The sequence below is a fragment of the Pseudomonas sp. GW821-FHT09C09 genome, assembly GCF_059418105.1.
In genome coordinates this window covers 147,107-173,286 of sequence record NZ_JBWKPF010000006.1, presented here as the reverse complement: position 1 = coordinate 173,286, position 26,180 = coordinate 147,107, and the positions used below count along the sequence as shown (strand labels likewise).

Annotated in this window: 22 protein-coding genes; 8 read left to right on the top strand and 14 right to left on the bottom strand. The window is 61.7% G+C overall.

Annotated elements, in window-relative coordinates:
• The first annotated feature begins 148 nt into the window (after window positions 1-148).
• Window positions 149-2,359 (top strand): LTA synthase family protein, encoded by a 2,211-nt coding sequence (locus tag AC07NR_RS20480; RefSeq protein WP_495079298.1) that lies wholly within the window; start codon window positions 149-151, stop codon window positions 2,357-2,359.
• 57 nt (window positions 2,360-2,416) lie between these two features.
• Here the strand turns inward: AC07NR_RS20480 and AC07NR_RS20475 are convergent, their stop codons facing one another.
• Window positions 2,417-4,447, bottom strand: a complete 2,031-nt coding sequence (locus tag AC07NR_RS20475) for a TonB-dependent receptor (RefSeq protein ID WP_495079297.1) — start codon at window positions 4,445-4,447, stop codon at window positions 2,417-2,419.
• 359 nt (window positions 4,448-4,806) lie between these two features.
• Between AC07NR_RS20475 and katG the strand changes: the two genes are divergently transcribed.
• Entirely contained in the window at window positions 4,807-7,080 is a 2,274-nt protein-coding gene (gene katG / locus AC07NR_RS20470; protein ID WP_495079296.1) for a catalase/peroxidase HPI, read from the top strand.
• 63 nt (window positions 7,081-7,143) lie between these two features.
• On the opposite strand, the gene pepN is transcribed toward katG, so the two are convergent.
• The 6 genes from pepN to AC07NR_RS20440 are packed head-to-tail and all read right to left on the bottom strand — an operon-like array spanning window position 7,144 to window position 13,656.
• Complete coding sequence (gene pepN / locus AC07NR_RS20465) at window positions 7,144-9,801, bottom strand: aminopeptidase N (RefSeq protein WP_495079295.1); 2,658 nt, start codon at window positions 9,799-9,801, stop codon at window positions 7,144-7,146.
• Window positions 9,802-9,811: 10 nt separating this feature from the next.
• Window positions 9,812-10,642: a DUF2797 domain-containing protein gene (locus AC07NR_RS20460; protein WP_495079294.1), complete on the bottom strand. Its 831-nt coding sequence runs from the start codon at window positions 10,640-10,642 to the stop codon at window positions 9,812-9,814.
• The gene (locus AC07NR_RS20455; RefSeq protein ID WP_085698878.1) at window positions 10,639-10,899 is read right to left on the bottom strand and encodes a YeaC family protein; all 261 of its coding nucleotides are present in this window, start codon (window positions 10,897-10,899) and stop codon (window positions 10,639-10,641) included. The genes AC07NR_RS20460 and AC07NR_RS20455 overlap by 4 nt, the downstream gene beginning before the upstream one ends.
• Before the next feature lie 29 nt (window positions 10,900-10,928).
• Entirely contained in the window at window positions 10,929-11,798 is an 870-nt protein-coding gene (locus tag AC07NR_RS20450) for a rhomboid family intramembrane serine protease (protein WP_495079293.1), read from the bottom strand.
• The gene (locus tag AC07NR_RS20445; protein WP_495079392.1) at window positions 11,795-12,769 is read right to left on the bottom strand and encodes a metallophosphoesterase; all 975 of its coding nucleotides are present in this window, start codon (window positions 12,767-12,769) and stop codon (window positions 11,795-11,797) included. The genes AC07NR_RS20450 and AC07NR_RS20445 overlap by 4 nt, the downstream gene beginning before the upstream one ends.
• Window positions 12,766-13,656 carry an NAD(+) kinase gene (locus AC07NR_RS20440; RefSeq protein ID WP_011333623.1) on the bottom strand — a complete coding sequence of 297 codons (891 nt, stop codon included), beginning with the start codon at window positions 13,654-13,656 and terminating at the stop codon, window positions 12,766-12,768. The genes AC07NR_RS20445 and AC07NR_RS20440 overlap by 4 nt, the downstream gene beginning before the upstream one ends.
• A 113-nt stretch (window positions 13,657-13,769) precedes the next feature.
• Here AC07NR_RS20440 and AC07NR_RS20435 point away from each other — a divergent pair, with 113 nt between their 5' ends.
• Window positions 13,770-14,720: a DUF1853 family protein gene (locus AC07NR_RS20435; protein ID WP_495079292.1), complete on the top strand. Its 951-nt coding sequence runs from the start codon at window positions 13,770-13,772 to the stop codon at window positions 14,718-14,720.
• Here AC07NR_RS20435 and AC07NR_RS20430 read toward each other — a convergent pair.
• On the bottom strand, window positions 14,717-16,000 hold the full coding sequence (locus tag AC07NR_RS20430; protein WP_495079291.1) for an arsenic transporter: 1,284 nt from the start codon (window positions 15,998-16,000) through the stop codon (window positions 14,717-14,719). The two genes, AC07NR_RS20435 and AC07NR_RS20430, sit on opposite strands and share 4 nt — an antisense overlap.
• Window positions 16,001-16,099: 99 nt before the next feature.
• Window positions 16,100-16,657, bottom strand: coding sequence for an NADPH-dependent FMN reductase (locus tag AC07NR_RS20425; RefSeq protein WP_114882292.1), 558 nt, complete (start codon window positions 16,655-16,657; stop codon window positions 16,100-16,102).
• A gap of 185 nt (window positions 16,658-16,842) precedes the next feature.
• On the opposite strand from AC07NR_RS20425, the gene AC07NR_RS20420 reads away from it, so the two are divergent.
• Window positions 16,843-17,079 carry a hypothetical protein gene (locus AC07NR_RS20420; protein WP_085708590.1) on the top strand — a complete coding sequence of 79 codons (237 nt, stop codon included), beginning with the start codon at window positions 16,843-16,845 and terminating at the stop codon, window positions 17,077-17,079.
• An 85-nt stretch (window positions 17,080-17,164) separates the two neighbouring features.
• On the top strand, window positions 17,165-18,058 hold the full coding sequence (locus AC07NR_RS20415) for a LysR family transcriptional regulator (protein WP_119426590.1): 894 nt from the start codon (window positions 17,165-17,167) through the stop codon (window positions 18,056-18,058).
• Here the strand turns inward: AC07NR_RS20415 and AC07NR_RS20410 are convergent.
• From AC07NR_RS20410 to dnaQ, 3 genes are all read right to left on the bottom strand, one after another.
• On the bottom strand, window positions 18,024-18,638 hold the full coding sequence (locus tag AC07NR_RS20410) for a GNAT family N-acetyltransferase (RefSeq protein ID WP_085708592.1): 615 nt from the start codon (window positions 18,636-18,638) through the stop codon (window positions 18,024-18,026). The two genes, AC07NR_RS20415 and AC07NR_RS20410, sit on opposite strands and share 35 nt — an antisense overlap.
• A 14-nt stretch (window positions 18,639-18,652) precedes the next feature.
• The gene (locus AC07NR_RS20405) at window positions 18,653-20,908 is read right to left on the bottom strand and encodes an Orn/Lys/Arg family decarboxylase (RefSeq protein WP_248738986.1); all 2,256 of its coding nucleotides are present in this window, start codon (window positions 20,906-20,908) and stop codon (window positions 18,653-18,655) included.
• Between the two features lie 154 nt (window positions 20,909-21,062).
• Window positions 21,063-21,821: a DNA polymerase III subunit epsilon gene (gene dnaQ / locus AC07NR_RS20400; protein WP_085708594.1), complete on the bottom strand. Its 759-nt coding sequence runs from the start codon at window positions 21,819-21,821 to the stop codon at window positions 21,063-21,065.
• Between the two features lie 189 nt (window positions 21,822-22,010).
• Here dnaQ and AC07NR_RS20395 point away from each other — a divergent pair, with 189 nt between their 5' ends.
• Window positions 22,011-22,316, top strand: coding sequence for a DUF2388 domain-containing protein (locus AC07NR_RS20395; RefSeq protein WP_495079290.1), 306 nt, complete (start codon window positions 22,011-22,013; stop codon window positions 22,314-22,316).
• Here the strand turns inward: AC07NR_RS20395 and rnhA are convergent, their stop codons facing one another.
• Together rnhA and AC07NR_RS20385 are read right to left on the bottom strand one after the other, a co-directional pair.
• Window positions 22,317-22,778, bottom strand: coding sequence for a ribonuclease HI (gene rnhA / locus AC07NR_RS20390; protein WP_039770807.1), 462 nt, complete (start codon window positions 22,776-22,778; stop codon window positions 22,317-22,319). It abuts the gene before it with no gap.
• Window positions 22,779-22,868: 90 nt separating this feature from the next.
• Window positions 22,869-23,627: a methyltransferase domain-containing protein gene (locus tag AC07NR_RS20385; protein WP_495079289.1), complete on the bottom strand. Its 759-nt coding sequence runs from the start codon at window positions 23,625-23,627 to the stop codon at window positions 22,869-22,871.
• A gap of 65 nt (window positions 23,628-23,692) precedes the next feature.
• On the opposite strand from AC07NR_RS20385, the gene gloB reads away from it, so the two are divergent.
• Together gloB and AC07NR_RS20375 are read left to right on the top strand one after the other, a co-directional pair.
• Window positions 23,693-24,460 (top strand): hydroxyacylglutathione hydrolase, encoded by a 768-nt coding sequence (gene gloB, locus AC07NR_RS20380; protein WP_114886648.1) that lies wholly within the window; start codon window positions 23,693-23,695, stop codon window positions 24,458-24,460.
• A gap of 99 nt (window positions 24,461-24,559) precedes the next feature.
• Window positions 24,560-26,026 carry a transglycosylase SLT domain-containing protein gene (locus AC07NR_RS20375; RefSeq protein WP_495079288.1) on the top strand — a complete coding sequence of 489 codons (1,467 nt, stop codon included), beginning with the start codon at window positions 24,560-24,562 and terminating at the stop codon, window positions 26,024-26,026.
• Window positions 26,027-26,180 lie beyond the last annotated feature (154 nt).

Below are 26,180 nucleotides of genomic sequence, written 5' to 3'. Positions count from 1 at the left end.
GTGCAGGTCAAGGCTTCGGCAATTCACAAAGATCTTACAGCCTTCCGACAACAGATCAGCCCCGTGTTTAAAAAAGCGATCAGACAGCTCACCCTTGGTATCATCGCGCACACTTTTATGACGGTTTGATGGCTGGAAGGTCTTTTTTGTGAGCGCTCTTTTTCAACGGCTTCGGCACCCCGACGCCCGTCTTCTTTCTCTGGTTTTTCTGGTACTGATCGTGCCGGTGTGCCTGCGTGCGGCACTCGGCTGGTCGAGCCTTTTCGGCTACTTGTCGGACCTGGCTATCGGCAGCCTGCTGGTGGTTCTGTTGCATCGCCGGCCGTGGTGGCTGGCCCTGCCGGTGCTGGTGTTCTGGGGTTTGCTGGCGGTGGCGACGGCGGAACTGGTCAGCGCGGTCGGGCGCCTGCCCAATCCCCAGGACCTGCATTACCTGATCGACCCGCAATTCGTCGAGAACTCCACCGGCGGCGGCTTCGCCCATCCGGGAGTGGCCGGTGCATTGCTGCTGGGCCTGTTGATGTGGCTCGCGACGCAGTGGGCAAACCGCGGAACGCTGGCGCCGGCCCTGCCCCGCGCCGTGTGGTCGGCACCGGTGTTGCTGTTCGCCGCCCATTGGGGCGCACAGAATCTCTCGCCAAGCGACGCCGACCCCTGGCGCCTGTACAACCTGCCGCATCAGTTGCTCGCCGCCCAGGTCGCCGACGCGCAGATGCAGGCCGAAGAATGGCTGGAAGGCGGTAGCGAAGTACCTCCACCCTCGATGGCCGGGCTCACCGACCTCGACTTGAACGGCCACTCGTTACTGGCCGCAAAAGGTCAGGCACGCAACGTGCTGATCGTTGCCGTAGAAGGCATTCCCGGCGCCTACATCCGCGCCAATCGCGAGGCCATCGGCAGCCATTATCAGGAAGACCTGATGCCCAAGCTCAGCCGGTGGGCCGAGCGCGGCATGAACACGCCGGATTACGTATTGCACACGCACCAGACCATTCGCGGCCTGTACGCCATGCTCTGCGGCGATTACGACAAGTTGAACAACGGCACGCCCAAAGGCGTGGAAATGCTGACCCAGAACGAACGCAACCAGGCCTGCCTGCCGGCCCAATTGCGTCAGAACGGTTTCACCACGCACTACCTGCAAGGCGCCGGCCTGCGCTTCATGGCCAAAGACAAGATCATGCCGCACATCGGCTTCGATGCGACCCATGGCCTGGAGTGGTTCACCAACACCAATTACCTGGAATTCCCGTGGGGCAAGGACGACAAGGCCTTCTTCGAAGGCGCGCTGGGTTACGTCGGCCAACTGAAGAAACAGAAAAAACCGTGGATGCTGACCCTGCTGACCGTCGGCACCCATCAGCCCTACTCCGCGCCGGATGAATACCTGCAACGCTACGACACGCCGAAACAGGCTGCCGTCGGTTATCTGGACGACGCTTTGGACCAGTTCCTCAGCGGCCTCGAACGTCAGGGCGTACTGAAAGACACGCTGGTGGTGATCACCTCGGACGAATCCCATGGCATCGACGGCGTGCGGCTCGCCTCGTCCTGGGGCTTCAACCTGACCCTCGCACCGGAACAGGCCCAGTTGCCGCACCTGAACGCCGGTGTCTACGGACATGTCGATCTGAGCGCATCGATCCTCGACTACTTTGACCTGCCGGTGCCCGCCGCTCTCAGCGGCCGCTCACTGTTTCGCGACTACGACACCGGGCGCGAAATCATTTCGTTCACCAACGGCAAACTGCGCTACCACGACGGCCACGGCATCCTGACCGAGTGCGATATGCCGCGACGCTGCCGGGCTTACGCCAGTGAAGGCTTCATCGCCGAAAGTGCGACGTTCAAGGGCAATGCCAGCGGCCAGAATGCGCGGCAGATTGCGGCCCGCGCCGATGCACTGGACCTGTCGCTGCTGCGTACTCCACTGAATCAGCGCTACCAGTTCGGCAGCGACAACGTCATCCCGCTGCAAGCGCAGATCAAGGATGACTGGGCCGACAACCTGATCGGCGCGCAGTACCTGGAAATGCCCAAGGGCTCGCACACCCGCGTGCGCCTGACCGTGCGCTCGATGGACCCGCAACAGGCGGCGTACATCCAGCTCAAGGCCAAGGAATTCGAACAGGATGTGCAACTGGGCCTGCCATCAGAAATGGTCGCCACGGCGGAGCAGCCGCTGGAAATGGATTTCAGCTTCGACAACCCGCAACCGCGCAAGGCCTTCTCGTTCCACTTGCTGGGGTATGGGCTGGGGGCGGTGGAAGTCACGGATTTCAGCGTGATCACCGAGCTGCCGGGGCAACAGGATCTGCGGGAGGAACTCCCGGAAGACGACACCGCTCAGTCGAGCTGATGTCGACGCCAGCGTCACGCGGTTCGCGGGACGCTGGCGAAAGATCGCGGAGAACGATCAGAACGTGGTGCGCAGGCCGACCTGAATGCTCCGCCCTTCTGCCGGCGCAATGTCGCGCAGGATCGAGCTGGCGTAGCGCACGGTCTGGTTGGTCAGGTTCTCGGCATTGACGAAGGCCAGCCATTTGCTCTGGCCGACGTCGAAGTGATACCCCACATTCGCACCCAGCGTGGTGTAGCCATCGGTGCTGCTTTCATTGTCCGGCACCCGATGCTGGGAACTGGCGTGCTCCACATCGATCCGTGCCTGCCAGCGATCCAGCTCCCACAACAGCCCGGTATTCAAGCGCAACGGCGCGATGCGCGGCAGATCCTGGCCGTTGTCGAGGTTCTTGGCCCGGGTGTAGTCGCCCGACAATTCCAGCGCGAACTTGCCGTAGGCGCTCTCGCCGAGCTGCCAGCGATCCTGTGCTTCGATGCCACTGAAGCGCGCGCGAACACCGGAATAGGCGTATTCGGGAATTCCGCCGGCGTCCTCTTCCCCTTCGTCATTCAGCGTGCGACCGGTGCCGAGCAGACCAATGTAGTTGGAGAAGTGGCTATAGAACACACCGACGCTGCCCTTGTGCGTGCCATTGTCGAAACGCAGGGCCAGATCGCTGGAGACGGCTTTCTCTTTCGACAGACCCGCATCCCCGACTTCATACGTGCCGGTCGCGACGTGGGCGCCATTGGCGTACAGCTCATAGAACGTCGGCGCCCGCTCGGTGTAGCCCAGCGTGGCGGCAACCGACCAGACCGGCGTCAGCGTGTAGACCGCACCGGACGACAGGCTGCCGGCGGTGAAACTGCTGGAGCGGTCGGCGTTGGCGAAGCGCTCGTTGCCTTTGGCGTCCGGGTCGACCGTGGTGTGTTCCAGGCGACCGCCGAGGGTGAACAGCAGGCGATCCGTGGCTTGCAGCTCTTCCAGAATGAACAGTGCACCGGCATTGGTATCGGTGTGCGGCACAAAGGCTTCTTCGCCCAGCGCCGAGAATTCATTGCGACTGACCTGCGCGCCAATTACCCCGTTGAACGGCCCCAACGGCTGGTGCCGGGCTTCGACCCGCGCCTCGTAACCCTTGTTCTTGAACGTGGTGCCGACCTCGCCGCCCTCGATTTCGCGATGCTGATAATCGGTGTAGCCGGCGTCGAACTTGACCGAACTGAACGGCCCTTGGAGGTTGCGAATTTCCGAGGCGAACGCGTAGTGCTCCTGCTGCATGCGAATCCGCACATCGTCTTCGGCCGGCGAGCCGTAATTGGAGTCGTAGTTGCTGTACGACAACCCCGCGTAACCGTCATCCCAAGTGTACGACCCGCCCACCGCGCTGCCGTCCTGACGACCGTCGCTGTTGGCCAGGCGATGCTTGCTGGAATCGCCATCGTCCCCTGCCCGTTCGCGGCTGCTTTTGGCGTAGCCGGGGATTTTCAGGTCATTGAACTCGCGAGCGCTGGCGTCCAGGTGCAAGGCGAACTGACCGTTGCCGGCCTCGAGTTTGCCCGCGCTGCTGCGGGTAGTGTCGGCGCCGCCATAGCGCAACTCGCCGGCACCGTGGATGCCGTCGATGGCTTCGGTCGGGATGCGGTTGTCGAAGGTGTTGACCACCCCGCCGATGGCGCTGCCGCCGTAGAGCAACGCGGCCGGGCCACGGACGATTTCGATGCGGTCAACGTTGATCGGGTCCAGCGGCACGGCGTGGTCGTAGGACAGCGACGAGGCGTCCAGCGCGCCGACGCCGTTGCGCAGGATGCGGATGCGATCGCCGTCCTGCCCGCGAATGATCGGACGACTGGCGCCCGGGCCGAAGTAGGACGACGACACGCCCGGCTGCTTGTTCAGGGTTTCGCCCAGGCTGCCCTTCTGCTGCAGCGTCAAGTCATCGCCGCTCAACACGGTCGAGGGCGAAGCCAGGGTCTGGCTGCCCAGTGGATTGCCGGTGATGACTTGCGGTTGCAGTTCAAGGGGTTCGGCAGCGAACGCGGGGGATGCGATCAGCAGCGCAGAGGCCAGCAGACTTGGCGGGAAGGAGGGAAAACGGGCTGACATTTCTAGTATTCCGTAAGGCAGAAAGGTAAGGATCGATGCCACTGCCACACGGACATGTCAGTGACATCGATCAGATGAAATCATTTTTATGTTATACAATAACATTTCCAATGGCCATCACGATTCTTGCCCGATGTTTACAACAACCGCTCAAGGACGGGTCTTTCAGCACGCGGTATCGCCGCTTGCGCACGCACGTCCTGCGTTTCTTCGAAAAAATCCTGAACAGACAGCTGTAAAAGACTTTGCCTATCGGCCACCAATAGTCGGCCTATTAGCTGACCTGCCCAGTCGGGTCTAGCCTTACTAATCCGAAGTCGGCACGAGCCGGCCGCAGAAGACCTGATAAGGACCCGAACATGGCAAATGAATCGAAATGCCCGTTCAATCACGCCGCCGGCGGTGGCACGACGAACCGCGATTGGTGGCCGAATCAACTGAACCTGAAAATCCTGAGTCAGCACTCGCCCGCCTCCGATCCGCTGGGCAAGGACTTCGACTACGCCAAGGCTTTCAAAAGCCTGGATTTCCAGGCCCTGAAACGCGATCTGACGGCGCTGATGACTGACTCCCAGGACTGGTGGCCCGCCGACTTCGGCCACTACGGCCCGCTCTTCATCCGCATGGCCTGGCACAGCGCCGGCACCTATCGCACCGCTGACGGCCGTGGCGGCGCCGGCTCCGGCCAGCAACGTTTTGCCCCGCTCAACAGCTGGCCGGACAACGTCAGCCTCGACAAGGCCCGGCGCCTGTTGTGGCCGATCAAGCAGAAATATGGCCGCAACATTTCCTGGGCCGACCTGATCGTCCTCACCGGCAACGTCGCGCTGGAATCCATGGGCTTCAAGACTTTCGGGTTCTCCGGCGGACGTCCCGATGTGTGGGAGCCGGACGAAGACGTCTACTGGGGTTCGGAAAACACCTGGCTGGGTGGCGACACCCGTTACGGCAAACACCCCGAAGCCATGCAGGAACCGGGCGACGGCACCCTGGTGGCCGAACCTGCCGAGCACGGCCATGAACAGAGCCGCACCAATCAGGGCGAACGCAATCTGGAAAACCCGCTCGCCGCCGTACAGATGGGCCTGATCTACGTGAACCCGGAAGGTCCCGAGGGCAATCCCGATCCGGTGGCCTCGGCCCGGGACATCCGCGAAACCTTCGGCCGCATGGCCATGAACGACGAAGAAACCGTCGCCCTGATCGCTGGCGGCCACGCCTTCGGCAAGACCCACGGTGCCGGCCCGGCCGATAACGTCGGCCCGGAACCGGAAGCCGCCGGCCTCGAGCTTCAGGGCCTGGGCTGGAAAAACAGCTTCGGCAGCGGCAAAGGCGCGGACACCATCACCAGCGGTCTGGAAGTGACCTGGACCACCACTCCGACCAAATGGAGCAACAACTACCTGGAAAACCTGTTCGGCTTCGAGTGGGAACTGACCAAAAGCCCGGCCGGTGCCCACCAGTGGAAACCGAAAAACGGCGCCGGAGCCGGCACCATTCCCCATGCCCACGACCCGAACAAACGCATCGACCCGACCATGCTCACCTCCGACCTGGCCCTGCGCTTCGACCCGGCCTACGAGAAGATTTCGCGGCGTTTCCTGGCCAATCCCGATCAACTGGCCGACACCTTCGCCCGCGCCTGGTACAAACTGATCCACCGCGACATGGGCCCGCTGTCACGCTATCTCGGTCCGGAAATGCCCCAGGAAGAACTGCTGTGGCAAGACCCGATTCCAGAAGCCAATCACCCGCTGATAGGCGACGCCGATGTCACCGCACTGAAAGGCAAAGTACTGGCGTCGGGGCTGTCGGTTTCGGAACTGGTCTCCACCGCCTGGGCGGCCGCTTCGACTTTCCGTGGTTCAGACAAACGTGGCGGCGCCAACGGCGGTCGCCTGCGTCTGGCACCTCAGCGGTTCTGGCAAGCCAACCAGCCGGAGCAACTGGACAAGGTGCTCAAAGCCCTCGAAGGCATTCAGAACGAGTTCAACGCCGGGGCGTCGGGCAAGAAAGTCTCGCTGGCGGACCTGATCGTGCTGGCCGGTAATGCCGGGGTCGAACAGGCCGCAAAAAATGCCGGCCATTCGGTCACGGTGCCCTTCTCGCCCGGCCGTACCGATGCGTCTCAGGAGCAGACCGACGTCGAATCGTTCGGCTTCCTTGAACCGCACACCGACGGTTTCCGCAACTACGCCGCCAGCACCTATCGCGTGCCGGCCGAAGCGTTGCTGATCGACAAGGCGCAGCTGCTGACGCTCTCGGCACCGGAGTTGACCGTTCTGGTCGGCGGCCTGCGGGTGCTGGACACCAACGTCGGCAAGACCAGACACGGCGTCTTCACGGACAAGCCCGGCGCCCTGACCAACGACTTCTTCCGCAACCTGCTGGACATGGGCGTGGAATGGAAACCGACGTCCAAGGCAGCGGACGAGTTCGAAGGGCGCGACCGCAACACCGGCAATGTGAAATGGACAGGAACGCGCGTCGATCTGGTGTTCGGCTCCAACGCGATACTGCGGGCGCTGGCCGAGGTGTATGCCAGTTCCGATGCGAAGGAACAGTTCGTCAACGACTTCGTTGCGGCTTGGGCGAAGGTGATGGATCTGGATCGGTTTGATTTGCGCCAATAGTTTTTCATCCACCCACAAAAACGCCGCTCATCGAGCGGCGTTTTTTATTGCCCTGAAACAGCTTCAGGCAAGGCTTTTGCTGACCACTTCATACACATCACTGGACAGCTGACCGGATGCCAGAATCCGCTCCAGCTCAGCCTTCATCAACGCCTGACGAGCACCGTCATACTTGCGCCAGCGCGTCAGCGGCGCCAATTGACGCGAAGCGATCTGCGGGTTGAAGCCATTGAGTTCGATCACTAGATCCGCGAGGAAGCGATAACCCGAACCGTCCGCCGCGTGGAAGTTGATCAGGTTCTGCCCGGCGAACGCACCGACCAGCGCACGCACCTTGTTCGGGTTCTTGATGTTGAACGCCGGGTGCTGCATCAGGGCTTTGACCCGCGCCAGACCGCCCGGCAAAGTGCTGCCGGCCTGCACGCTGAACCACTGATCCATGACCAGCGGATTGTCCTTGAAGTGCTCGGCGAAACTGGCCAGGGCCTTGGCCTTCTCGTCTTCGAACGGCGAGTTGACCAGCACCGCCAGCGCGGTCAGGCGCTCGGTCATGTTGTCGCAGCTGTCGAACTGCTCCAGCGTTGCCGCCAGCACTTCAGGCTTGCCGCTGAGCATCAGGTACGACAGTGCGATGTTCTGCAACGCGCGACGGGCGAAATGCTCGGCTTCAGCCACGTACGGGGTCTTTTTCGACAGTTCGCGGTTGGCCTGATAACGCTGCCACAGGGCATCGAACAGGTTGTCCGCCAGTTGCTGACGGGCGAATTCACGGGCGGTGTGGATTGCATCCACGTCGGCGGTTTCGCTGATCTCGGTCAGGTAGGCTTCACTCGGCAGCGAGAGCATTTCCGCGACCATCGCCTGATCCAGCGTCTGGTCAGCCAGTACCGTACGCAAGGCAGAAATCAGACGTGGGTCGAGCACCAGGCTTTCGCCCTTCTGCTGCTGACCGATCAGTTCCTGCAACACCTGCACCGACAGTTGCTGGCCGGCATCCCAGCGGTTGAAACCGTCGCTGTCGTGCTGCATCAGGAACATCAGTTGATCACGGTTGTACGGGAAGCTCAGTTTCACTGGCGCCGAGAAACCACGCAGCAAGGACGGCAGCGGTTGTTCGGCGATGTCGACGAAGGTGAAAGTCTGCTCGGCTTCGGTTACCGAGATTACTCGGGTAGTGCCTTGGGCCGAGGCCTCACCGGCCAGACGCAGGGCAATCTCGTTGCCTTGGCTGTCGAGCAGGCCCAGTTCCACCGGGATCACGAACGGCAGCTTTTCAACCTTGTCCGGGGTTTCCGGGCAGCTCTGGCGGAAGGTCAGGCTGTAGGTTTTCGCGGCGGCGTCGTAAGACTCGCTCACCGCCAGTCGCGGCGTACCGGCCTGGCTGTACCAGCGCTTGAACTGGGTCAGATCGACGCCATTGGCATCTTCCATGGCCTTGACGAAATCGTCGCAGGTCACGGCCTGGCCATCGTGGCGTTCGAAGTACAGGTCGCTGCCCTTGCGGAAGCCTTCGGCGCCCAGCAGGGTGTGGATCATGCCGACCACTTCCGAGCCCTTTTCGTACACGGTCAGGGTGTAGAAGTTGGAAATCTCGATGAAGCTGTCCGGGCGTACGGCGTGGGCCATGGGACCTGCATCTTCGGCGAACTGGTGGGTACGCAGGTACGCCACGTCCTGAATGCGCTTGACCGTGGCCGAGTTCATGTCGGAAGAGAAACCGGCGTCGCGGAATACGGTGAAGCCTTCCTTGAGCGACAGCTGGAACCAGTCGCGGCATGTCACGCGGTTGCCCGACCAGTTGTGGAAGTATTCGTGGGCGACGATCGCCTCGACCCGCTGGTGCGCGGCGTCGGTGGCGGTTTCGGCGCGGGCCAGCACGGCGCTGGAGTTGAAGATATTGAGACCCTTGTTCTCCATCGCACCCATGTTGAAGTCGTTCACGGCGACGATCATGAAGATGTCCAGATCGTACTCGCGACCGTAGACCTCTTCGTCCCAGCGCATCGACTTCTTCAGGCTGTTCATGGCGTGCTGGCACTTGTCGATGTTTTCCGGCTCGACATAAATGCGCAGCGCCACGTTGCGGTTGGTCATGGTGGTGAAAGAGTCTTCAACGCACCACAAGTCACCGGCCACCAGCGCGAACAGGTACGCCGGTTTCATGAACGGGTCTTCCCAGGTCGCCCAGTGCCGGCCGTCTTCGCTGGGGCCGCTGGCAATCGGGTTGCCGTTGGACAGCAGCACCGGATAGCTGTGCTGCTCGGCGACCACCGTGGTGGTGAACTTGCTCATCACGTCCGGGCGGTCGAGGTAATAAGTGATCTTGCGGAAGCCTTCAGCCTCGCACTGGGTGCAGAACATCGTGCCGGACTTGTACAGGCCTTCCAGCGCGGTGTTGGTTTCCGGGTGGATTTTGACGCTGGTGTCGACCGTGAAGGTTTCGCTCTTCGGCTGCAGGGTCAGGTGATTCTCGGTCAACTGGTAGTCGGCGGCGCTCAGTTCCTGGTCGGCCAGGGTCACCGAGAGCAGTTCCAGCTGCTGGCCATCGAGCACCAGCGGCGGCAGGCCCGGGCCACGGGCCGGGTTGCGGCGCATCACCAGTTGCGCGTGGACCAGGCTGTGGTCCTCGAACAACTCGAAGGTCAGGTGTGTTTCATCGATCAGGTACTCGGGCGCCTGATAGTCCTTCAGGTAAATCATCTTCGGTTGTTCGGTGCGCATGCTGAAGTCCTTATTGATGCACGGCGAGCTGATAGGCCGTGTACTTGCGAATGTTGATCACGCCGGTGTCGAAGATCAGGTACTGACCCTTGATCCCCAGCAGCGTGCCTTCGGCAATCGGGTTCTTGTCCAGGTTGAAGCTGACGATCTTGGCCGGGTACTGCTCGACCGGGTAACGGATTTCCAGCGGCTCGACGTCGATGACCGGCTGAATCGCCTGCAGACCGAAACGTTCCTGCAAGCCCTGCAAACCTTCGGCGCAGCTGGCGAACAACTGGTCGCGCACCTCGGCAAGATCCACCGCCGCCGCATCGCCCTTGAGCAGTGCGCGCCAGTTGGTCTTGTCCGCGACCTGACTGCGGAACAGGTCTTCGACGAATCCGGACTGCTGGCGCGTGGCGACGCGCATGATCGGCAGCGCCTGGCTGGCGCCCTGATCGAGCCAGCGGGTCGGCAGTTGGGTGGCGCGAGTGATGCCGACCTTGATCCCCGACGAATTGGCCAGGTAGACGACATGGTCGGTCATGCAGAACTTCTCGCCCCACTCCGGTTCCCGGCAGGTGCCGGCGTCGAAGTGGCAGCGCTCCGGGCTCATGATGCACACGTCGCACTGGGCCAGTTTGGTCATGCACGGGTAGCAGTAACCCTGACTGAAACTGGTCTTGGTCTTGCGTCCGCAATGGGTGCAGTGAATCGCCCCCAGATATTCCAGACGCACCGTGGTGCCGATCAACGGGTTGACCGGCACCTCGACGTCATCCAGACGAAACGCGTATTGCACGTTCGGCCCGTCCAGGCGCGCCGACATTTTGCTGATTGCACCGCGGCCAATCTCGATCAATGGATGGCGTCCGACTTGAACAGGATGTTCGGTACTTCGATCGACTTCGACGCACACTCCTGCGGGCCCATGTAACCGGTGCGCTCTTCTTCGGGCAGGTTCTGGATTTCCCAGGCGATCATCGCCTGCAGCGACAGCTCGCGCTGTTCGGCGGTGAGCTTGCCACCGTCGGACCATTTGCCGATCTCCACGGCCAGTTTCAGGCTCTGGTAGATATCCGGGGTGATGTTCTTGATCAGGTCGTTAAAAGAGGACATCAGGGTCTCCGTGCTCTTTATTCAAAAATTCAGGCGGCCAGTTTACGGCGGTTGTACAAACCGCCCAACAAACCGGTGAAGCATCCGATGAGTAACCCGCCGACGTGGGCGGCATTGGCGATCTGGCCGAAGCCGATCATCGAGATCAGCCCGGACATGCACACCAGCAACCACACCAGCATCATCACCAGCACGCCGCGGGGCAGACGATAGGCCGGGGTCGGCGCCAGCAGCTGGAAGATCCAGCAGTGGCCGAGCAACCCGTAAAGCACGCCGGACAGGCCGCCGAACAGGCTCGGGCCGCTCCAGGCAAACTGTGCATAGTTGGAAACGAGGCTGAACAGCAGCGTCAGGCCGATGAGGTTGATACTGCCCTGACGCGACTCGATGCGTCGCCCCAGTTCCCAGTACCACATGCCATTCATGGCCAGGTGCAGGATGCCGAAGTGGATCAGCATCGGCGTGAACAGACGCCACCACTGCCCTGCCGCCAGGCTGTCGGCCAGCGAGGTGAAATGGATGTAGTCGCCGACCACGCGGAAATCGAGGAAAGTCAGCCAGCGCATCGTGTCGAGGTTGTCGCCCAGATACGTCAGGCCGCCCACCAGGAGGCTCAGCAACAGGATGAACCCGGTGGCCTTGGCGTGTTTCAGTTGCTCGGCAAAGCTCGGACGCTTGAAGGTCGGTGCCACCGGAATGTCCAGTTGTTGATCCGGATCACCCGCCGGGAAGCGTTCGTATAGCGAACGCACGTCTTCGCTGATTTCCGACGGCACCCACAGCACCTGCTCGCCCGATTCTTCGCTGACGCGGTGAGGCACCTGCATGCGTTGCAGCAGTTTGACGAAACCGCTCAGGTCCGCCGCCAGTGGCAGACGCAATACCGCTACCGCGCTCATCGCAGCACCTCCGGCCGCTCGACATCGACCCAGACAAATTTATGTGGATCCAGGCGGGTTTCCTGATCCAGACGATAAGCCACCAGTTTGCCGTAGAGCACGGCGCTGTAATCCAGGCACGCGAGGTTCGGGCGGATCGGCGCCGGTTTGCCGCTGCGCCAGTAGTGGCCGACGAACAGCAACGGCTCATCGACGCCGTAGCGCAGCAGGGAATTCTTTTCGCTGGAGGTCAGCGGCTTCTGCGCCACCGGCTCCGGCAGTGCATCGGGCTGGAACACGATGTCGCCGTAGGTCTGCGGATCGTCTTCCCAGAATTTGGTGCGGAAGAACGAACGCACCAGACCGTCGCCACTGGTCATGGTCAAACCATCCGGCAGACGCATGTCGGTGCCGCGCAGCAGGCGATCAAACACGGTGCAGGCAAAGCTGCCCGGTACGGCGGAAGCCTGGAGGAAGTGCTCATCGATGCAGCCATCGGGGAACAGCGCGCGCAGTGGCTCGATCAGGCCGGCATCCCAGCAGGCATGCACGACCCGGAAGCGCCCGGCGTCGACAAACAGCGGCAGTTCATAGAACCAGCGCTGGAAGTCGTGCCAGTCACCGGGATGGTCTTCGAATTGAGTCAGGGTTTCATGCAGCAGACGGGCATGACGCGGCGTGTGCTCGCGCACGAACTGCTTGCCACTGCCCGGTGGCGCCGGTGTGCTCCAGCCCAGTGCGTTGAATTCGTGGTTGCCCATGATGCAAAAGGCCTGGCCGGCCTCGACCATGTCGTGGACGATGTGCAGCGCCTCGCGGATCCGCGGGCCACGGTCGATGATGTCGCCGACGAACACGGCCATGCGCGAAGGATGCCGCCAGACCCCACCCTGCTTGTGATAACCGAGACGGTCCAGCAGGTGTTCCAGGGTCAGGGCGCATCCGTGCACGTCACCGATCAGGTCATAACTGCGCGCGGGATCGAGCATCAGTCGCCTCCACCACCCAGCTTGCTGCCCCAGCCGAGTTTGGTGCGGCAGACCTCGTAGTAGTTGTGGTCGAGCGGATGGATCAGCCGCAGCTTCTGCGCTTTCTTGCTGACGGTGATGGTGTCGCCCGGTGCGCAGGTGAAGTGGTTCTGCCCGTCGCAGGAGACCTGCGGATAGATCTGCATATCTTTGGACACGACGATTTTCAGCTCACTGTTGCCATCGACCACGATCGGTCTACCCGACAAGGTATGGGGGTACATCGGCACAATCACAATAGCGTCGAGCTTGGGATGCATGATCGGCCCACCAGCAGACAGCGCGTACGCGGTGGAGCCGGTCGGCGTGGCGACGATCAGGCCGTCGGCCTTCTGGCTGCAGACGAACTGGCCGTCGATGTACAGCTCGAACTCGATCATCCGCGTCGATTTGCCCGGGTGCAGCACCACGTCGTTCAGCGCATCGCCCTGGCCGATGGCCTCGGCGTGGCGGCGGACTTCGGCCTGCAGCAGGAAGCGGTTTTCCACCAGATAGTGGCCGTCGAGTACTTCGGCGACCTTGATTTCCAGCTCGTCCGGGCGGATGTCGGTAAGAAAGCCGAGGCTGCCACGGTTGATCCCGAGCACGGGAATGTTGTGCTTGGCCAGCGCCCGGGCCGCACCGAGCAGGCTGCCGTCACCGCCGACGACGATGACCATGTCGCAGACTTCGCCGAGCATCTTGCGGGACGAAGTTTGCAGGCCATGGCCGGGCAGGACTTCGGCGATGGTGTCTTCGAGGATCACATGCAGGTGACGATCGAGCAGAAAGCGTTTCAGTCGGCGGACGGTATCCAGCACCTGGGAACTGCCCAGGCGACCGATGATGCCGATATTACGAAATTGCTCCATGGGACTCCTGCTGGGGCTGCGACGGCGAAAACGACGATTATGGGCGAAAGCGCCGGATAGACAAAACCCTTTCAGCCCGAGAGTGCGCCTGCGTTTAAGGCTATGCTCGCAAGATGATCCTATTTCCCGACTTGCTCCAGTTGCCCCATCAGTTGCGCCACCCGGAAGTGCGCGATCTGGCGTGGGTGATCCTCGCCCCGCCGATGCTCGCCGCCACGCCGTGGCCGCAACGTCATCCGCTGGCGGGCAGCGACTGGGTGCACGACCCCGAGCGGCTGGCGCACTGGCTGCACCGGCTCGACCGGGACAGTTACGGTCTGCTGCAATGGCTGTCCCAGGCTCGCACCCGGCGCCTGGGCCTGTATTACGAGCGGCTGTGGCAGTTTGCCGTGGAGCATGCGCCGGGGATTGAACTGATCGCCGCCAACCTGCCCATCCGCCGCGAAGGCCACACCCTCGGCGAACTCGACATGCTGCTGCGCGACCGTGACGGCGTGCATCACCTGGAACTGGCGATCAAGCTCTACCTCGGCCCGCAGAACGGTGACGGCCGTGATCCGGCGTCGTGGCTCGGCCCCGGCTGCCATGATCGACTGGACCGCAAACTGGCCCATCTTAGCGAGCACCAGTTACCGATTTCCGCCCGCCCTGAAAGCCGCGAGGCCCTGGCGGCGCTGGATATCGAGTCATTCAGTGCGCAGTTGTGGCTGGGCGGCTACCTGCTGTATCCATGGCCCGGTCAGTCCGAACCACCGAGCGGCGCCCATCCGCAGCATTTGCGTGGCAGCTGGCTGCATCAAAAGGACTGGCCGGCGTTTATCGCCCAGCGCCCGGCCGGACGCTGGCAACCCCTGCCCCGCCATGCGTGGCTGGCGCCGGCACATTACCCGGCAGATCAGGCCTGGAGCCACGAGCAGTTGCGGACCTGGCTCGATGAGCTCGAACCGCTGGCCCCGGCGCAGTTGATGGTGCGCCTGACCGAGAATGCCCGGGGCGAATGGGAAGAAGCCGAGCGGCTGTTTCTGGTTTCGGATCTGTGGCCGAACGTGCCCGGGCAGAGTTAGACGCTCAACCGCAGCGCCAGAGCCGCCAATGTCACCAGCAACACCGGCACCGTCAGCACAATCCCGACCTTGAAGTAATACCCCCAGCCGATCCGGATGTCCTTGCGCTCCAGCACATGCAGCCAGAGCAGAGTCGCCAGACTGCCGATCGGGGTGATCTTCGGCCCCAGGTCGCTGCCGATCACGTTGGCGTAGATCATCGCCTCTTTCACGACACCGGTCGCCTGACTGGCATCGATCGACAGCAAACCGATCAGCACCGTCGGCAGATTGTTCATGATCGACGACAACAAGGCCGTCAGCACGCCAGTGCCCATGGCCGCGCCCCACACGCCATACCCGGCAAAGGCATCCAGCCAACCGGCCAGATGATCCGTGAGCCCGGCATTGCGCAGACCGTAGACCACCAGATACATGCCCAGGGAGAAAATCACGATCTGCCACGGTGCTTCTTTCATCACCTTGCGCGTGGAAATCTTGTGCCCGCGGGCAGCGATACCCAGCAACAGCGCCGCGCACACTGCCGAGATAGCACTGATCGGAATCCCCAGCGGCTCCAGGGCGAAACAGCCCACCAGCAGGATCAGCAACACCGCCCAACCGGCGTAGAACGTGGCCTTGTCGTGGATCGCCGTCTCCGGGTGCTCAAGCTGTTCAGGGTCGTAGTCTTTCGGAATGTCGCGGCGAAAGAACCACAACAACACCGCCAGCGTGGCCGCGACGCTGACGAAGTTGACCGGCACCATCACCGCCGCATAGCGATTGAAACCGATGTGGAAAAAGTCTGCCGAGACGATGTTGACCAGGTTCGACACCACCAGCGGCAGGCTCGCGGTATCGGCGATAAACCCCGCGCCCATGACGAACGCCAGAGTCGCCGCCGGCGAAAAACGCAGGGCCAGCAGCATGGAAATCACGATCGGCGTGAGGATCAGCGCCGCGCCGTCATTGGCGAACAACGCCGACACCAGCGCACCGAGCAACACCATGAAGGCGAACAGCTTGCGCCCGCTGCCACGCCCCCACCGCGCCACATGCAATGCGGCCCAGGCAAAGAAACCGGCCTCGTCGAGCAACAGACTGATGATAATCAGCGCCACAAAAGTGCCGGTGGCGTTCCAGATAATCTGCCACACCAGCGGAATATCACTCAGGTGCACCACGCCAAAAAGCAGCGCGACGATGGCGCCGAACGTTGCACTCCAGCCGACCCCGAGGCCTTTGGGTTGCCAGATCACCAGGGTAATGGTCAGCAGGAAAATCAGTGACGCAGCGAGCATTCGCGACAGCCTTCAATAAAAGGGAAAGAATCAGACCACAAAAAAACCTGTGGGAGCCAGCTCCCACAGGTTCGTTATGTAGTCAGAAAAATCCGTGGATCACTTCTTGTGCTGCGCTACCCACTCACCATAGGCATTGATGAAGCTCTGCAGGAACGGTTTGACCGACTCGTTCAGCTTGCCCGACTCATCGAACGCCGTACCGGCGCCGCCCAGGTAGGCCTCCGGCTGCTGCATGCACGGCACGTTGAGGAAAACAAAGGACTGGCGCAAATGCTGGTTGGCGCCGAAACCGCCGATGGCACCCGGTGAAACGCTGATCACTGCGCCCGGTTTGCCACCCCAGACACTCTTGCCATAAGGCCGCGAGCCAACGTCAATCGCGTTCTTCAACGGTGCCGGCACCGAACGGTTGTACTCCGGGGTGACAAACAGCACCGCGTCGGATGACGCCACTTTTTGCCGAAAAGTGCTGTAGGCTGCCGGCGGTGAATCGCCGTCGATGTCTTCGTTATAGAGTGGCAGATCGCCAATTTCCACAATGTTCAGCTTGAGGTTGGCCGGTGCCAGTTCCGCCAGCGCCAGCGCGACCTTGCGATTGATCGAAGCTTTACGCAGGCTGCCGACCACTACCGCGACGTTATAGACATTGCTCATGGGAAGACTCTCGACTGTCCGTGGGAGGAGCCTGTAGTTATAGATGATCCGACGACGATTCCACCAGACGACGAGGGATATTTCCCGCGTCCGGATTATTTTTTTCCTGTAGGAAAACTTACCAAGCTCGATGACGGTCTACCAAGCCGCAAATCAAGCGTTTTATCTCCAGAGGTTCTAAGCAGATGGCAGCAGTACTCGTCGGTCAGTTCCATGCAAGAGATGCGGAAGGCCGCGTTTATTCCGTGCATGAGTTCCAGGAATCCAACCCGTCGGCAGACGGTTTCACCGGCATGGAGCCTGTTACCACCTACAAACTGGCGATTGGCGATCGGGTCAATAAAATCGACGACAACGAATTCCTGCTGGTTCAGTCGGGCATCACGTTGATTCGCGAACCCGAGCCGACTGTCGCTTCATAACCGATTGTTATGAGCAGAAGTCATCCGCGCCGAGTTGGGGTAGGATTCAGCCACTGACCCCAACGGCCGGACATGGACTTCACGCATGCGTTTACGTCATATCGAGGTGATACAGGCGCTTTTACAGACGGGTCACGTGGGCACCGCCGCCGAATGGCTGCAATTGCCGGCGGGCGATGTCGAGGAGCGACTGCGCGAAGCCGAGAGTCAGTTGGGTTTCATGCTGTTCGCCAGCGTGCGCGGGCGGCTTCAGGCGACAGCCGAAGCCCGTGCGCTGCAAGTCGAAATCGCCCACATCTATGACGCGCTGGAGCCGGTGCAACGACTGGCCAGCAGCCTCAAGCAATACCTTGCCCCGCCTCTGCGCATCATCGGCACCCCGCCGCTGGCCCAGCAATTGTTGCCGCAAAGCCTCGCCGCATTGCGTCGGCGCCTGCCGGACGTACCCTGCACGCTACTCAGTGAACCCACCCGCCACATCGTTCGCAGTCTGTTGCTGCGCGAAAGCGATCTGGGCCTGAGCCTGCACGATCCCGAGCATCCGGATATCCATTGCCAGCCGCTGGCCCAAGGCAAGCTGCAATTGCTCGCGCCCCACGGCTGGCTGCAACCGAAGCAGAAATACATTTCGCTGCAGGACCTGGCCGGTCAGGCAATGGTCGGCCTCGAAGGTCAGGACCCGCTGAGCCCGGCGCTGGAACACAAACTCCAGGCCTTGCGCCCGGCACCGAGCATCCACACCCGGGTGCAGACCCATCAGATGATGCGCAGCATGGTCGAGGCCGGCGAAGGCCTGGCCATCGTCGACCCGTTTACTGCGCTGGGTGCCCGGGCCAGTGGGATCGACACTTGTCCGTTGTCACCGGCGGTGCCGATCAGCCTCTATGCACTGACCTTCAAGCACGCGCCGCCGACATCGGCAGTCCAGACATTGCTGGGTATCGTTACGGAACAAGCCGAGGCGATGCTGGCGAGCTGATCGGGTTTTCCAGCGGATTATCGAACAATCGATACCAGAACAACGCCACCTCGGCGGTGTTCGGGTCGATACCGCGATAACGCAGATGGTCGATGCCACCGATCACATAACCGCAGCGCTCATACAAGCGGCAGGCGCCGAGGTTGTTGTTCTGGGTCTCGAGCATGATCCCCGGCAGTTTTTTCTTGCGACTCCAGAACTGCGCAACATCGAGCAAAGCCTTGGCCACACCATGGCGCCGCGCCGGCGCATGCACCGCCAGCTCATCGATATGGGCGAAACCGTTCCAGTTGGTGCTGATTACCAGATGCCCCACCGGCTGGTCTTCCAGATACGCCATGAAAATCGCACTGTCGGCGGCATCGCGAAAACTGCTGAACTCTTCAGGGTCAATGCCGTAGCACTTGCGGTACGGCACGATGGGCGTCACGCCCCACTGCGCTACGGGTTTGCCGATTTCGGCGGCGCCATAAGCGGCGACCTCGAAGCTGAAATCGCTGCCCCAGATGTACGCGGCAAAACCGTCGTCGGCGACCCGTACCGACAGCCCGGGGTATTTTGGATTCATGACCGGTTGCATACTGGGAAACGCCCTCATTCCTTGACGCAATCGACGGTGTAGTGCCGTCCATTGCCCTCGTCTTCGTGTTGCAGTCCGTGCACATCGACCACGAAACCCGGAAAACTCGCATCGAACGTTCGGGCAAACTTCAGGTAATCGATGATCGACCGGGTGGATTCGGTAAAACGCTCACCGGGCATGATCAACGGAATCCCCGGCGGATAAGGCACCAGCATCACCGCCGCGACCCGCCCCTCCAGCTCATCGATCGGCACCGCCTCGACTTCGCCGCGCACCAGTTGATCGTAGGCGTGGGCCGGTTTCATGGCGATTTCCGGCAGCACGGTGTACATGCGCTTGAGGTGCCTGGCGGTGGCATTACTGCGATAGCAGGCGTGGAGCTGATCGCACAGGTCGCGCAGACCCATGCCGCGATAGCGCGCCGGGTCTTCCTGAGCGACACACTTCAGGCAGGTGTCGAGGCTGACGTTGGCGTCGTAGCTGCGCTTGAACTCCAAAAGCTCGGTCAACAGCGTGCTCCACTTGCCTTTGGTGATGCCCATGGAGAACAGCACCAGAAACGAATAGAGCCCGGTTTTCTCCACCACCAGTCCGCGCTCCCAGAGGAAACGACTGACTACCGCCGCCGGAATCCCCTTGTCGCTTAAAGCGCCGCCAGCGGTCAGGCCGGGCATCACCAGAGTGACCTTGATCGGATCGAGCAGCACATAGTCGTCGCTGACTTCGCCGAAGCCATGCCAGTCCGCCTCGGGCTTCAGCAGCCAGTCTTCGGTCTGCACCCGGTCAATACCCTCGACACTTGGCGGCTGCCAGATCGAAAACCACCAGTCATTGGCGTCGATGTGTTGCCGCAGATTGGCCAGTGCCCGGCGAAAGCTCAGGGCTTCATCGAAGGTTTCCTGCAACAGCGAACGCCCGGCCGGGCCTTCCATCATGGCCGAGGCCACGTCCAGCGAGGCGATGATGCTGTATTGCGGCGACGTCGAGATATGCATCATGAACGCTTCGTTGAACCGGTCGCGGTCCAGTTGCCGAGCGCCGCCGTCCTGCACATGAATCATCGAAGCCTGACTGAACGCCGCCAGTAGTTTATGGGTGGAATGGGTGGTAAACACCAGCGGACTGTCGGCACTGCGCGAGGTGGCCATGCCGTAGCGTCCGGCAAAGAATTCGTGAAACGCCGCGTAGGCGTACCAGGCTTCGTCGAAATGCAGGACTTCGACGCTGTTGCCCAGGCTCTGCTTGATCAGTTCGGCGTTGTAACAGAGGCCGTCGTAAGTGGAGTTGGTGACCACCGCGAGTTTGACTTTCGGCTCCCGCCCCTTGGTCAGCGGGCTTGCATCGATCTTGGCCTGGATCGATTCGCGGCTGAATTCGCTCAGCGGGATCGGGCCGATGATCCCGAGTTCGTTGCGCTCCGGGCACAGGTATAGGGGAATCGCGCCGGTCATGATGATCGCGTGCAACACCGACTTGTGACAGTTGCGATCCACCAGCACCAGATCATCGCGCCCGACCATCGAATGCCAGACGATCTTGTTGGCGGTCGAGGTGCCATTGATCACGAAAAAGGTGTGATCGGCGCCGAAATTGCGCGCAGCCCGCGCTTCCGCTTCGGCCAGCGGCCCGGTGTGATCGAGCAGCGAACCCAGCTCCGGCACCGACACCGACAAATCCGAACGCAGGGTGTTTTCGCCGAAGAACTGGTGAAACGCCTGCCCCACCGGGCTCTTGTGATAGGCCACCCCGCCGCCATGCCCCGGGGTGTGCCAGGAATAGTTTGAGTCAGCGGTGTGCTGCACCAACGCCTTGAAGAACGGTGGCAACAACCCGTCCAGATACTTGCGCGCCGCCCGCGCCACCTGCCGTGCCAGAAACGGTACGGTGTCTTCGAACAGGTAGAGAATGCCGCGCAACTGATTCAGTTCGGCCATGGCATCGGCCGGGGCGTTTTCCAGGGTGACCTGCTCGCCGAGGGCGAAGATCGGCAGATCCGGCGCCCGCACCCGGGCCAGACCGATCAGTTCGGCCATGTTCTGTAACAAATGGGAATTGGTGCTGGCGTCTTCAGCGGCAATCAACATGCACGCCAGACCATGGTGGGTCGACGCCACCAGCCGGCCCTCGGTGTAGTCCGTGGCCGAAACGATGCTGAAACCTTCCTGCTCGAGTTCACGGGCAATGCCGCGAATGCGTTCGCCGGCAACCGTGTCGGCCTTGATGTCGCGGTGGACGATCAACACCGGGAACTTCAGATCTTTGTACATGAGACTCAGTGTCCTGAGGCGGCGGAGAGTGATCTGCCAATGTCCTCAGGGTAGAGGGTCGGAGCGGATGTGGCGAGGGTGGCCAGTTGTCAGTACTGCCAAAAACAAAGGATCGTCCGAACGCGGCCTGCGCATTCGGACGATCCTTTGCGTTTTACGCCTGGGCTTCGGCTTCCAGCAGCTGAGTCCACAGCGCCGGTGCGCCAGCGGATTTGGCGATGATTTCCAGACGCACCTGGTGCTCGGCCAGTTCGGCTTCGGTGGCGCGAATGATCCGCCCCGGCTTGCGATCCGCCGGCAGACGGCGGATTTCGGTGGCGGAGTTGTCAGCGCCCTCGCCCGTGCCGTTACCGTCGGAGGCGTTGCCGGCCAGGGACAGGCTGGTCTGGCCACCGGTCATGGTCAGGTAGACGTCGGCAAGAATCTCCGAGTCGAGCAATGCGCCGTGCAGCTCACGGCCGGAGTTGTCGACGCCGTAGCGTTTGCATAGGGCATCGAGGCTGTTGCGCTGACCCGGGTGACGTTCCCGGGCCATCATCAGGGTGTCGAGGATCGTGCAGTGCTGCGTGATGTCCGCGCGATCCTGCTGACCCATCAGGGCGAATTCGTTGTTGATGAAGCCAACGTCGAACGCCGCGTTATGGATGATCAGTTGCGCGCCGTTGATGAACTCGAAGAACTCATCGGCCACTTCGGCGAAACGCGGTTTGCCGACCAGGAATTCGTTGGTGATGCCGTGAACGCCGATCGCGCCTTCGTCACTTTCGCGGTCCGGTTGCAGATAGACGTGAAAGTGCCGGCCTGTCAGGCGCCGACCGATCAGCTCGACGCAACCGATTTCAATGATCCGGTGACCATCGGTCACCGGCATGCCGGTGGTTTCGGTATCGAGTACAACGGATCTGGTGGCCATCAGTGTTCAGCTCTCAACGGGGTCAATCGTGCAAAAGCGGCGATGTTAACACGCTGGTGGCGCGAGACGCGCACCGCCGGGTGATCGGCGCTCATGCAGTTTTTAACAATCATTAGCAATGTTCATAAAGTCTGGGGCAAACCGGCTTGTTAGCGTGCGCGGCCTGTTTCTCACGGACTCGAACCCCTCATGAAGACTGCACGGTTTCTATTGCTCGGCGGCTGCTTGCTGATGACTGAAGCGCACGCCACCAGTTTTGTCATCAGCACCGACATCACCCTGAGCCTGACGCTCAGCTCCACCAAAGGCACCAGCGGGTCGTTCAAGGACGACAAGATCGTGCTGGCCGCCAAGGACGACGCGGCGGCCTTCGTGGCCAGCGACGGGGACATTCGTGGCGCGCAAATGGAAGCGGCGTTCAAGCGAATTCGCAGCCTGTTGCCGGAACTGTCCGCCACTGACTTGCAATTGGCGAGCGCCATTCTGATGCTGTAATCAATCCTGCTTGTAGCCGCGCACTTCATCCACGCCACGGTTGGCCAACTGGTCGGCCCGTTCGTTGCCGTGGTGGCCGATGTGGCCGCGAACCCATTTCCAGGTGACCTTGTGGCGGTTGACCTGCTCGTCCAGCTCTTTCCACAGGTCGGCATTTTTTACTGGCTCTTTGGCAGCGGTTTTCCAGCCGCGTTTCTTCCAGTTGGCCATCCACTCGTTGATGCCTTTCATCACGTATTGCGAGTCGGTCACCAGCAGCACTTCGCACGGACGCTTGAGGGCTTCGAGGCCGCGAATCGCGCCGAGCAGCTCCATGCGGTTGTTGGTGGTGTTGGCTTCGCCGCCCCACAGTTCCTTTTCGACGCCCTTGCACACCAGCAAGGCGCCCCAGCCGCCGGGGCCGGGGTTGCCCTTGCAGGCGCCGTCGGTGAACAGTTCTACGCTATCGACGCTTTCGCTCATGCCAATCTATCCAGAAAAATGCGTGGCCTCGTCGATCACGGATCGACAACGGCCCGGGCCGGGACAGACCCGGCCACAATAAAAGAAGGTTTACGGTTCGATACGGCGGCGATTGACCTTGGCCATCGGCAGCGGAATCAGCTTGCCCATCGGCTCGCGGCGCTCCTGACGCACCGGACGCAGGCCGACCACGATCTTGCGCGCGACCAACAGATAGAAACCGCCGCCCGCCAGTTGCCAGTCGCCGACCTTGCGTTCCCAGCCGGCCAGACGGGCCTGCCACTTGGGTGACGCGAGCGGCGGACGATAGCACCCGAAGCGGCGTTTCTCCAGCGCGAAGCCCAGCAGGTTGAGCCAGTCGGCGACCCGCGATGGCGAGATGCAGCGCGCCTGATGCAACGCATCGTGAGCGAACACATGGCGCAGGCCCCAGGTGCTCCAGGGATTGATGCCGACAATCAGCAGATGCCCGCCGGGGCGCACGCTGCTGGCCGCTTCACGCAGCAGGCCGTGGGGCGACAGGCAGAAATCCAGACCGTGCTGCAACACCACCACGTCGGCGGCGTGCTCGCTCAACGGCCAGGCCTGCTCTTCGCAGACGATCTCGACACCGGGCAACGGCGCACCGAGCCGCACGTTGCGCTGCACCTGCGGCGCCGACGGCGGTGTTTCTGCAGAAGGGCCGTAATGCACCAGATAGCCGCCGAAGAACCGGCCGAGCTCGTCTTCGAGCATGCGCCGCTCTTCGTCGAGCAGAAATTGCCCGAGGGGACCGGACAGCCATTCACGGGCCGCCCCGATCAGGGCCAGCCAGTCAGGATCGGCCTGAGCGAACGCTTTATCGATCATTGCATTCTCCAACACGCCAGGAACCTCTAAGATGCGCCAATGTTACCCGCTTGGCGAATCCGAAGATGATACAGATCAGTGCCCTGCCCGCCTTCACCGACAACTACATCTGGTTGTTACAGGATCATGCCACCCAGCGTTGCGCGGTGGTCGACCCGGGCGATGCCGCCCCCGTGCAGGCGTGGCTTGCCGCGCATCCGGGCTGGGTGCTGGGCGACATTCTGATCACTCATCATCACCATGATCATGTCGGCGGTGTCGAGACGCTTAAAAAGGCTACGGGCGCCACCGTCTACGGTCCGGCCAGCGAAAGCATTCCGGGGCGGGATGTGGCGCTCAAGGATAACGACAAGGTTCGCGTGCTCGGCTGGGATTTCGATGTCTACGCCGTTCCCGGCCACACCCTGGGGCACATCGCTTATTACCATCACGGCCTGCTGTTCTGCGGCGATACCCTGTTCGCCGCCGGTTGCGGCCGGTTGTTCGAAGGCACGCCGGAGCAGATGCACCATTCGCTCGGCCGTCTGGCGGCGCTGCCGGAAGACACGCTGGTCTACTGCACCCACGAATACACCCTGAGCAACCTCAAATTCGCCGCTGCGGTGGAGCCGGGCAACCCGGACATTGCCGCCCGTCTGGAAAAAGTCAGCCAGCAACGGCAGAACGGGGTCATGACCCTGCCCTCGACCATTGCCCTGGAAAAGCTCACAAACCCGTTTCTGCGTACCAGTGAAACATTAGTTACACAAAAAGTGGACGAACGGAATGGCGCTCAAAACCGGGCGCCGAGTGAGGTTTTTGCGGCTCTGCGGGCTTGGAAAGATAAGTTCTAAGCCGTTCACCACTTGGTACAAAAACGCTGAATGGTTGACCGCAGGGGGTGCGCTTTCTAGAATCGCCCGACATTTTTGCCCGGAACTTACTTCCAGCCAATGTCGTCATCCATACGTAAGTCCGTCAATTCAGACGCATTGACCCGCCTGGCGCAAGCCATCGCGGTGGCTGTGTCCGCCACGCTGGCGGGCTGTTCCAGCCATGCTCCGCAGACTGAAGCGACCCATACGCCGAACATTGCTGCGCGAGCCAAGCAGAAGCCGATCTGGTTGTCCGAGAAGCCCAGCCCGCAGGTGCCCCAGGACATCTGGGAACGCATGCGCGGTGGTTTTCAGCTTCAGGAAGGCCTGGGCGTGAATCCGCGCATCGAGCAACAGCGCCTGTGGTTCGCCAGTAACCCTTCCTTTCTCGAGAACGCCGGCGAGCGCGGCAGCCTCTACATTCATTACATCGTCGAGCGCCTCGAAGAACGCAACATGCCGCTGGAACTGGCCCTGCTGCCAGTGATTGAAAGTGCCTACAACCCGATGGCCTATTCCCGGGCCGACGCGGTGGGGCTCTGGCAATTCATCCCTTCCACCGGGCGTTACTACAACCTGCGCCAGACCCGCTTCTACGATGGCCGTCGAGACATTACCGCCTCGACCACGGCAGCGATGGATTATCTGACCCGCCTGCACGACATGTTCAACGGCGACTGGCTGCTGGCCCTGGCGGCCTACAATGCCGGCGAAGGCACGGTCAGCCGCGCCATCGAGCGCAACGAAAAGCTCGGCCTGCCGACCGACTATTGGAACCTGCCGCTGCCGGCAGAAACCCAGGCCTACGTGCCGAAACTGCTGGCGCTGTCGCAAGTGGTGCTGTCGCCGGAAGCCTACGGGGTCAACCTCAACCCGATCGCCAACGAACCTTACTTCCAGGTCGTCGAAATCAACCAGCGCATGGACCTGTCCAAGGTCGCCGCCGTGGCCAACATCGACGAAGACGAACTGTTCCAGCTCAACCCGGCGTTCAAGCAGCGCACCACCATCGACGGCCCGCAACACCTGCTGGTGCCGACGTCGAAGGCGCAATTGCTGACCGCCAGCCTGCAGACCATGCGCCCTGAAGAACTGATCAGCCCTCGTTCGCTGAAGCCGGTCTTCGAAGGCGCCGACCCGACCGAAGTCGCGAAGCTCAAGCGTGCGTACCGGGTCAAGCGCGGCGACAACCTCGGCTCCATCGCCAAGGCCAACAAGGTCGACGTCAAGGACCTGCAACGCTGGAACAAGCTGACCGGCAAGAACCTCAAGGTCGGCCAGACCCTGGTCATGCAGGACACCACCAAACGCACTCCGGCCGGCAAGACCGGCGGGCGCATCAACACCGTGATCGCGGCCAACAGCAAGAGCAAAGCCAAGGACGACAGCAAGCAACAGACCCAGTACAAGGTCCAGCGCGGCGACACGCTGTATGTTGTTGCCAAGCGTTTCAACGTCGAGATGCAGCATCTCAAGCGCTGGAACCCGGGTGCCGGCAAGGCGCTCAAGCCTGGGCAGATGCTCACGGTCTATCAGCCGCACTGACAAAGAGCCCCTGAATTTCAGGGGCTTTTTTTTGCCTGTCATTTTTTGCTGGCTATGCAGGCCACTGCCGCAATTAACCGCGCATTAAGCCCCTGTCTTTTTCCTGTCCATACAAGCTGTTACTGTACGGCCCACAAAGCCCAAGCCGCCTGGA

Excerpts from the sequence above, each read along its gene's own strand:
- AC07NR_RS20475 (WP_495079297.1), bottom strand. The coding sequence starts at position 4,447 with ATGTCAGCCCGTTTTCCCTCCTTCCCGCCAAGTCTGCTGGCCTCTGCG.
- katG (WP_495079296.1), top strand. The coding sequence starts at position 4,807 with ATGGCAAATGAATCGAAATGCCCGTTCAATCACGCCGCCGGCGGTGGC.
- pepN (WP_495079295.1), bottom strand. The coding sequence starts at position 9,801 with ATGCGCACCGAACAACCGAAGATGATTTACCTGAAGGACTATCAGGCG.
- AC07NR_RS20455 (WP_085698878.1), bottom strand. The coding sequence starts at position 10,899 with ATGTCCTCTTTTAACGACCTGATCAAGAACATCACCCCGGATATCTAC.
- AC07NR_RS20450 (WP_495079293.1), bottom strand. The coding sequence starts at position 11,798 with ATGAGCGCGGTAGCGGTATTGCGTCTGCCACTGGCGGCGGACCTGAGC.
- AC07NR_RS20440 (WP_011333623.1), bottom strand. The coding sequence starts at position 13,656 with ATGGAGCAATTTCGTAATATCGGCATCATCGGTCGCCTGGGCAGTTCC.
- AC07NR_RS20435 (WP_495079292.1), top strand. The coding sequence starts at position 13,770 with ATGATCCTATTTCCCGACTTGCTCCAGTTGCCCCATCAGTTGCGCCAC.
- AC07NR_RS20430 (WP_495079291.1), bottom strand. The coding sequence starts at position 16,000 with ATGCTCGCTGCGTCACTGATTTTCCTGCTGACCATTACCCTGGTGATC.
- AC07NR_RS20425 (WP_114882292.1), bottom strand. The coding sequence starts at position 16,657 with ATGAGCAATGTCTATAACGTCGCGGTAGTGGTCGGCAGCCTGCGTAAA.
- AC07NR_RS20420 (WP_085708590.1), top strand. The coding sequence starts at position 16,843 with ATGGCAGCAGTACTCGTCGGTCAGTTCCATGCAAGAGATGCGGAAGGC.
- AC07NR_RS20415 (WP_119426590.1), top strand. The coding sequence starts at position 17,165 with ATGCGTTTACGTCATATCGAGGTGATACAGGCGCTTTTACAGACGGGT.
- AC07NR_RS20410 (WP_085708592.1), bottom strand. The coding sequence starts at position 18,638 with ATGCAACCGGTCATGAATCCAAAATACCCCGGGCTGTCGGTACGGGTC.
- AC07NR_RS20405 (WP_248738986.1), bottom strand. The coding sequence starts at position 20,908 with ATGTACAAAGATCTGAAGTTCCCGGTGTTGATCGTCCACCGCGACATC.
- dnaQ (WP_085708594.1), bottom strand. The coding sequence starts at position 21,821 with ATGGCCACCAGATCCGTTGTACTCGATACCGAAACCACCGGCATGCCG.
- AC07NR_RS20395 (WP_495079290.1), top strand. The coding sequence starts at position 22,011 with ATGAAGACTGCACGGTTTCTATTGCTCGGCGGCTGCTTGCTGATGACT.
- rnhA (WP_039770807.1), bottom strand. The coding sequence starts at position 22,778 with ATGAGCGAAAGCGTCGATAGCGTAGAACTGTTCACCGACGGCGCCTGC.
- AC07NR_RS20385 (WP_495079289.1), bottom strand. The coding sequence starts at position 23,627 with ATGATCGATAAAGCGTTCGCTCAGGCCGATCCTGACTGGCTGGCCCTG.
- gloB (WP_114886648.1), top strand. The coding sequence starts at position 23,693 with ATGATACAGATCAGTGCCCTGCCCGCCTTCACCGACAACTACATCTGG.
- AC07NR_RS20375 (WP_495079288.1), top strand. The coding sequence starts at position 24,560 with ATGTCGTCATCCATACGTAAGTCCGTCAATTCAGACGCATTGACCCGC.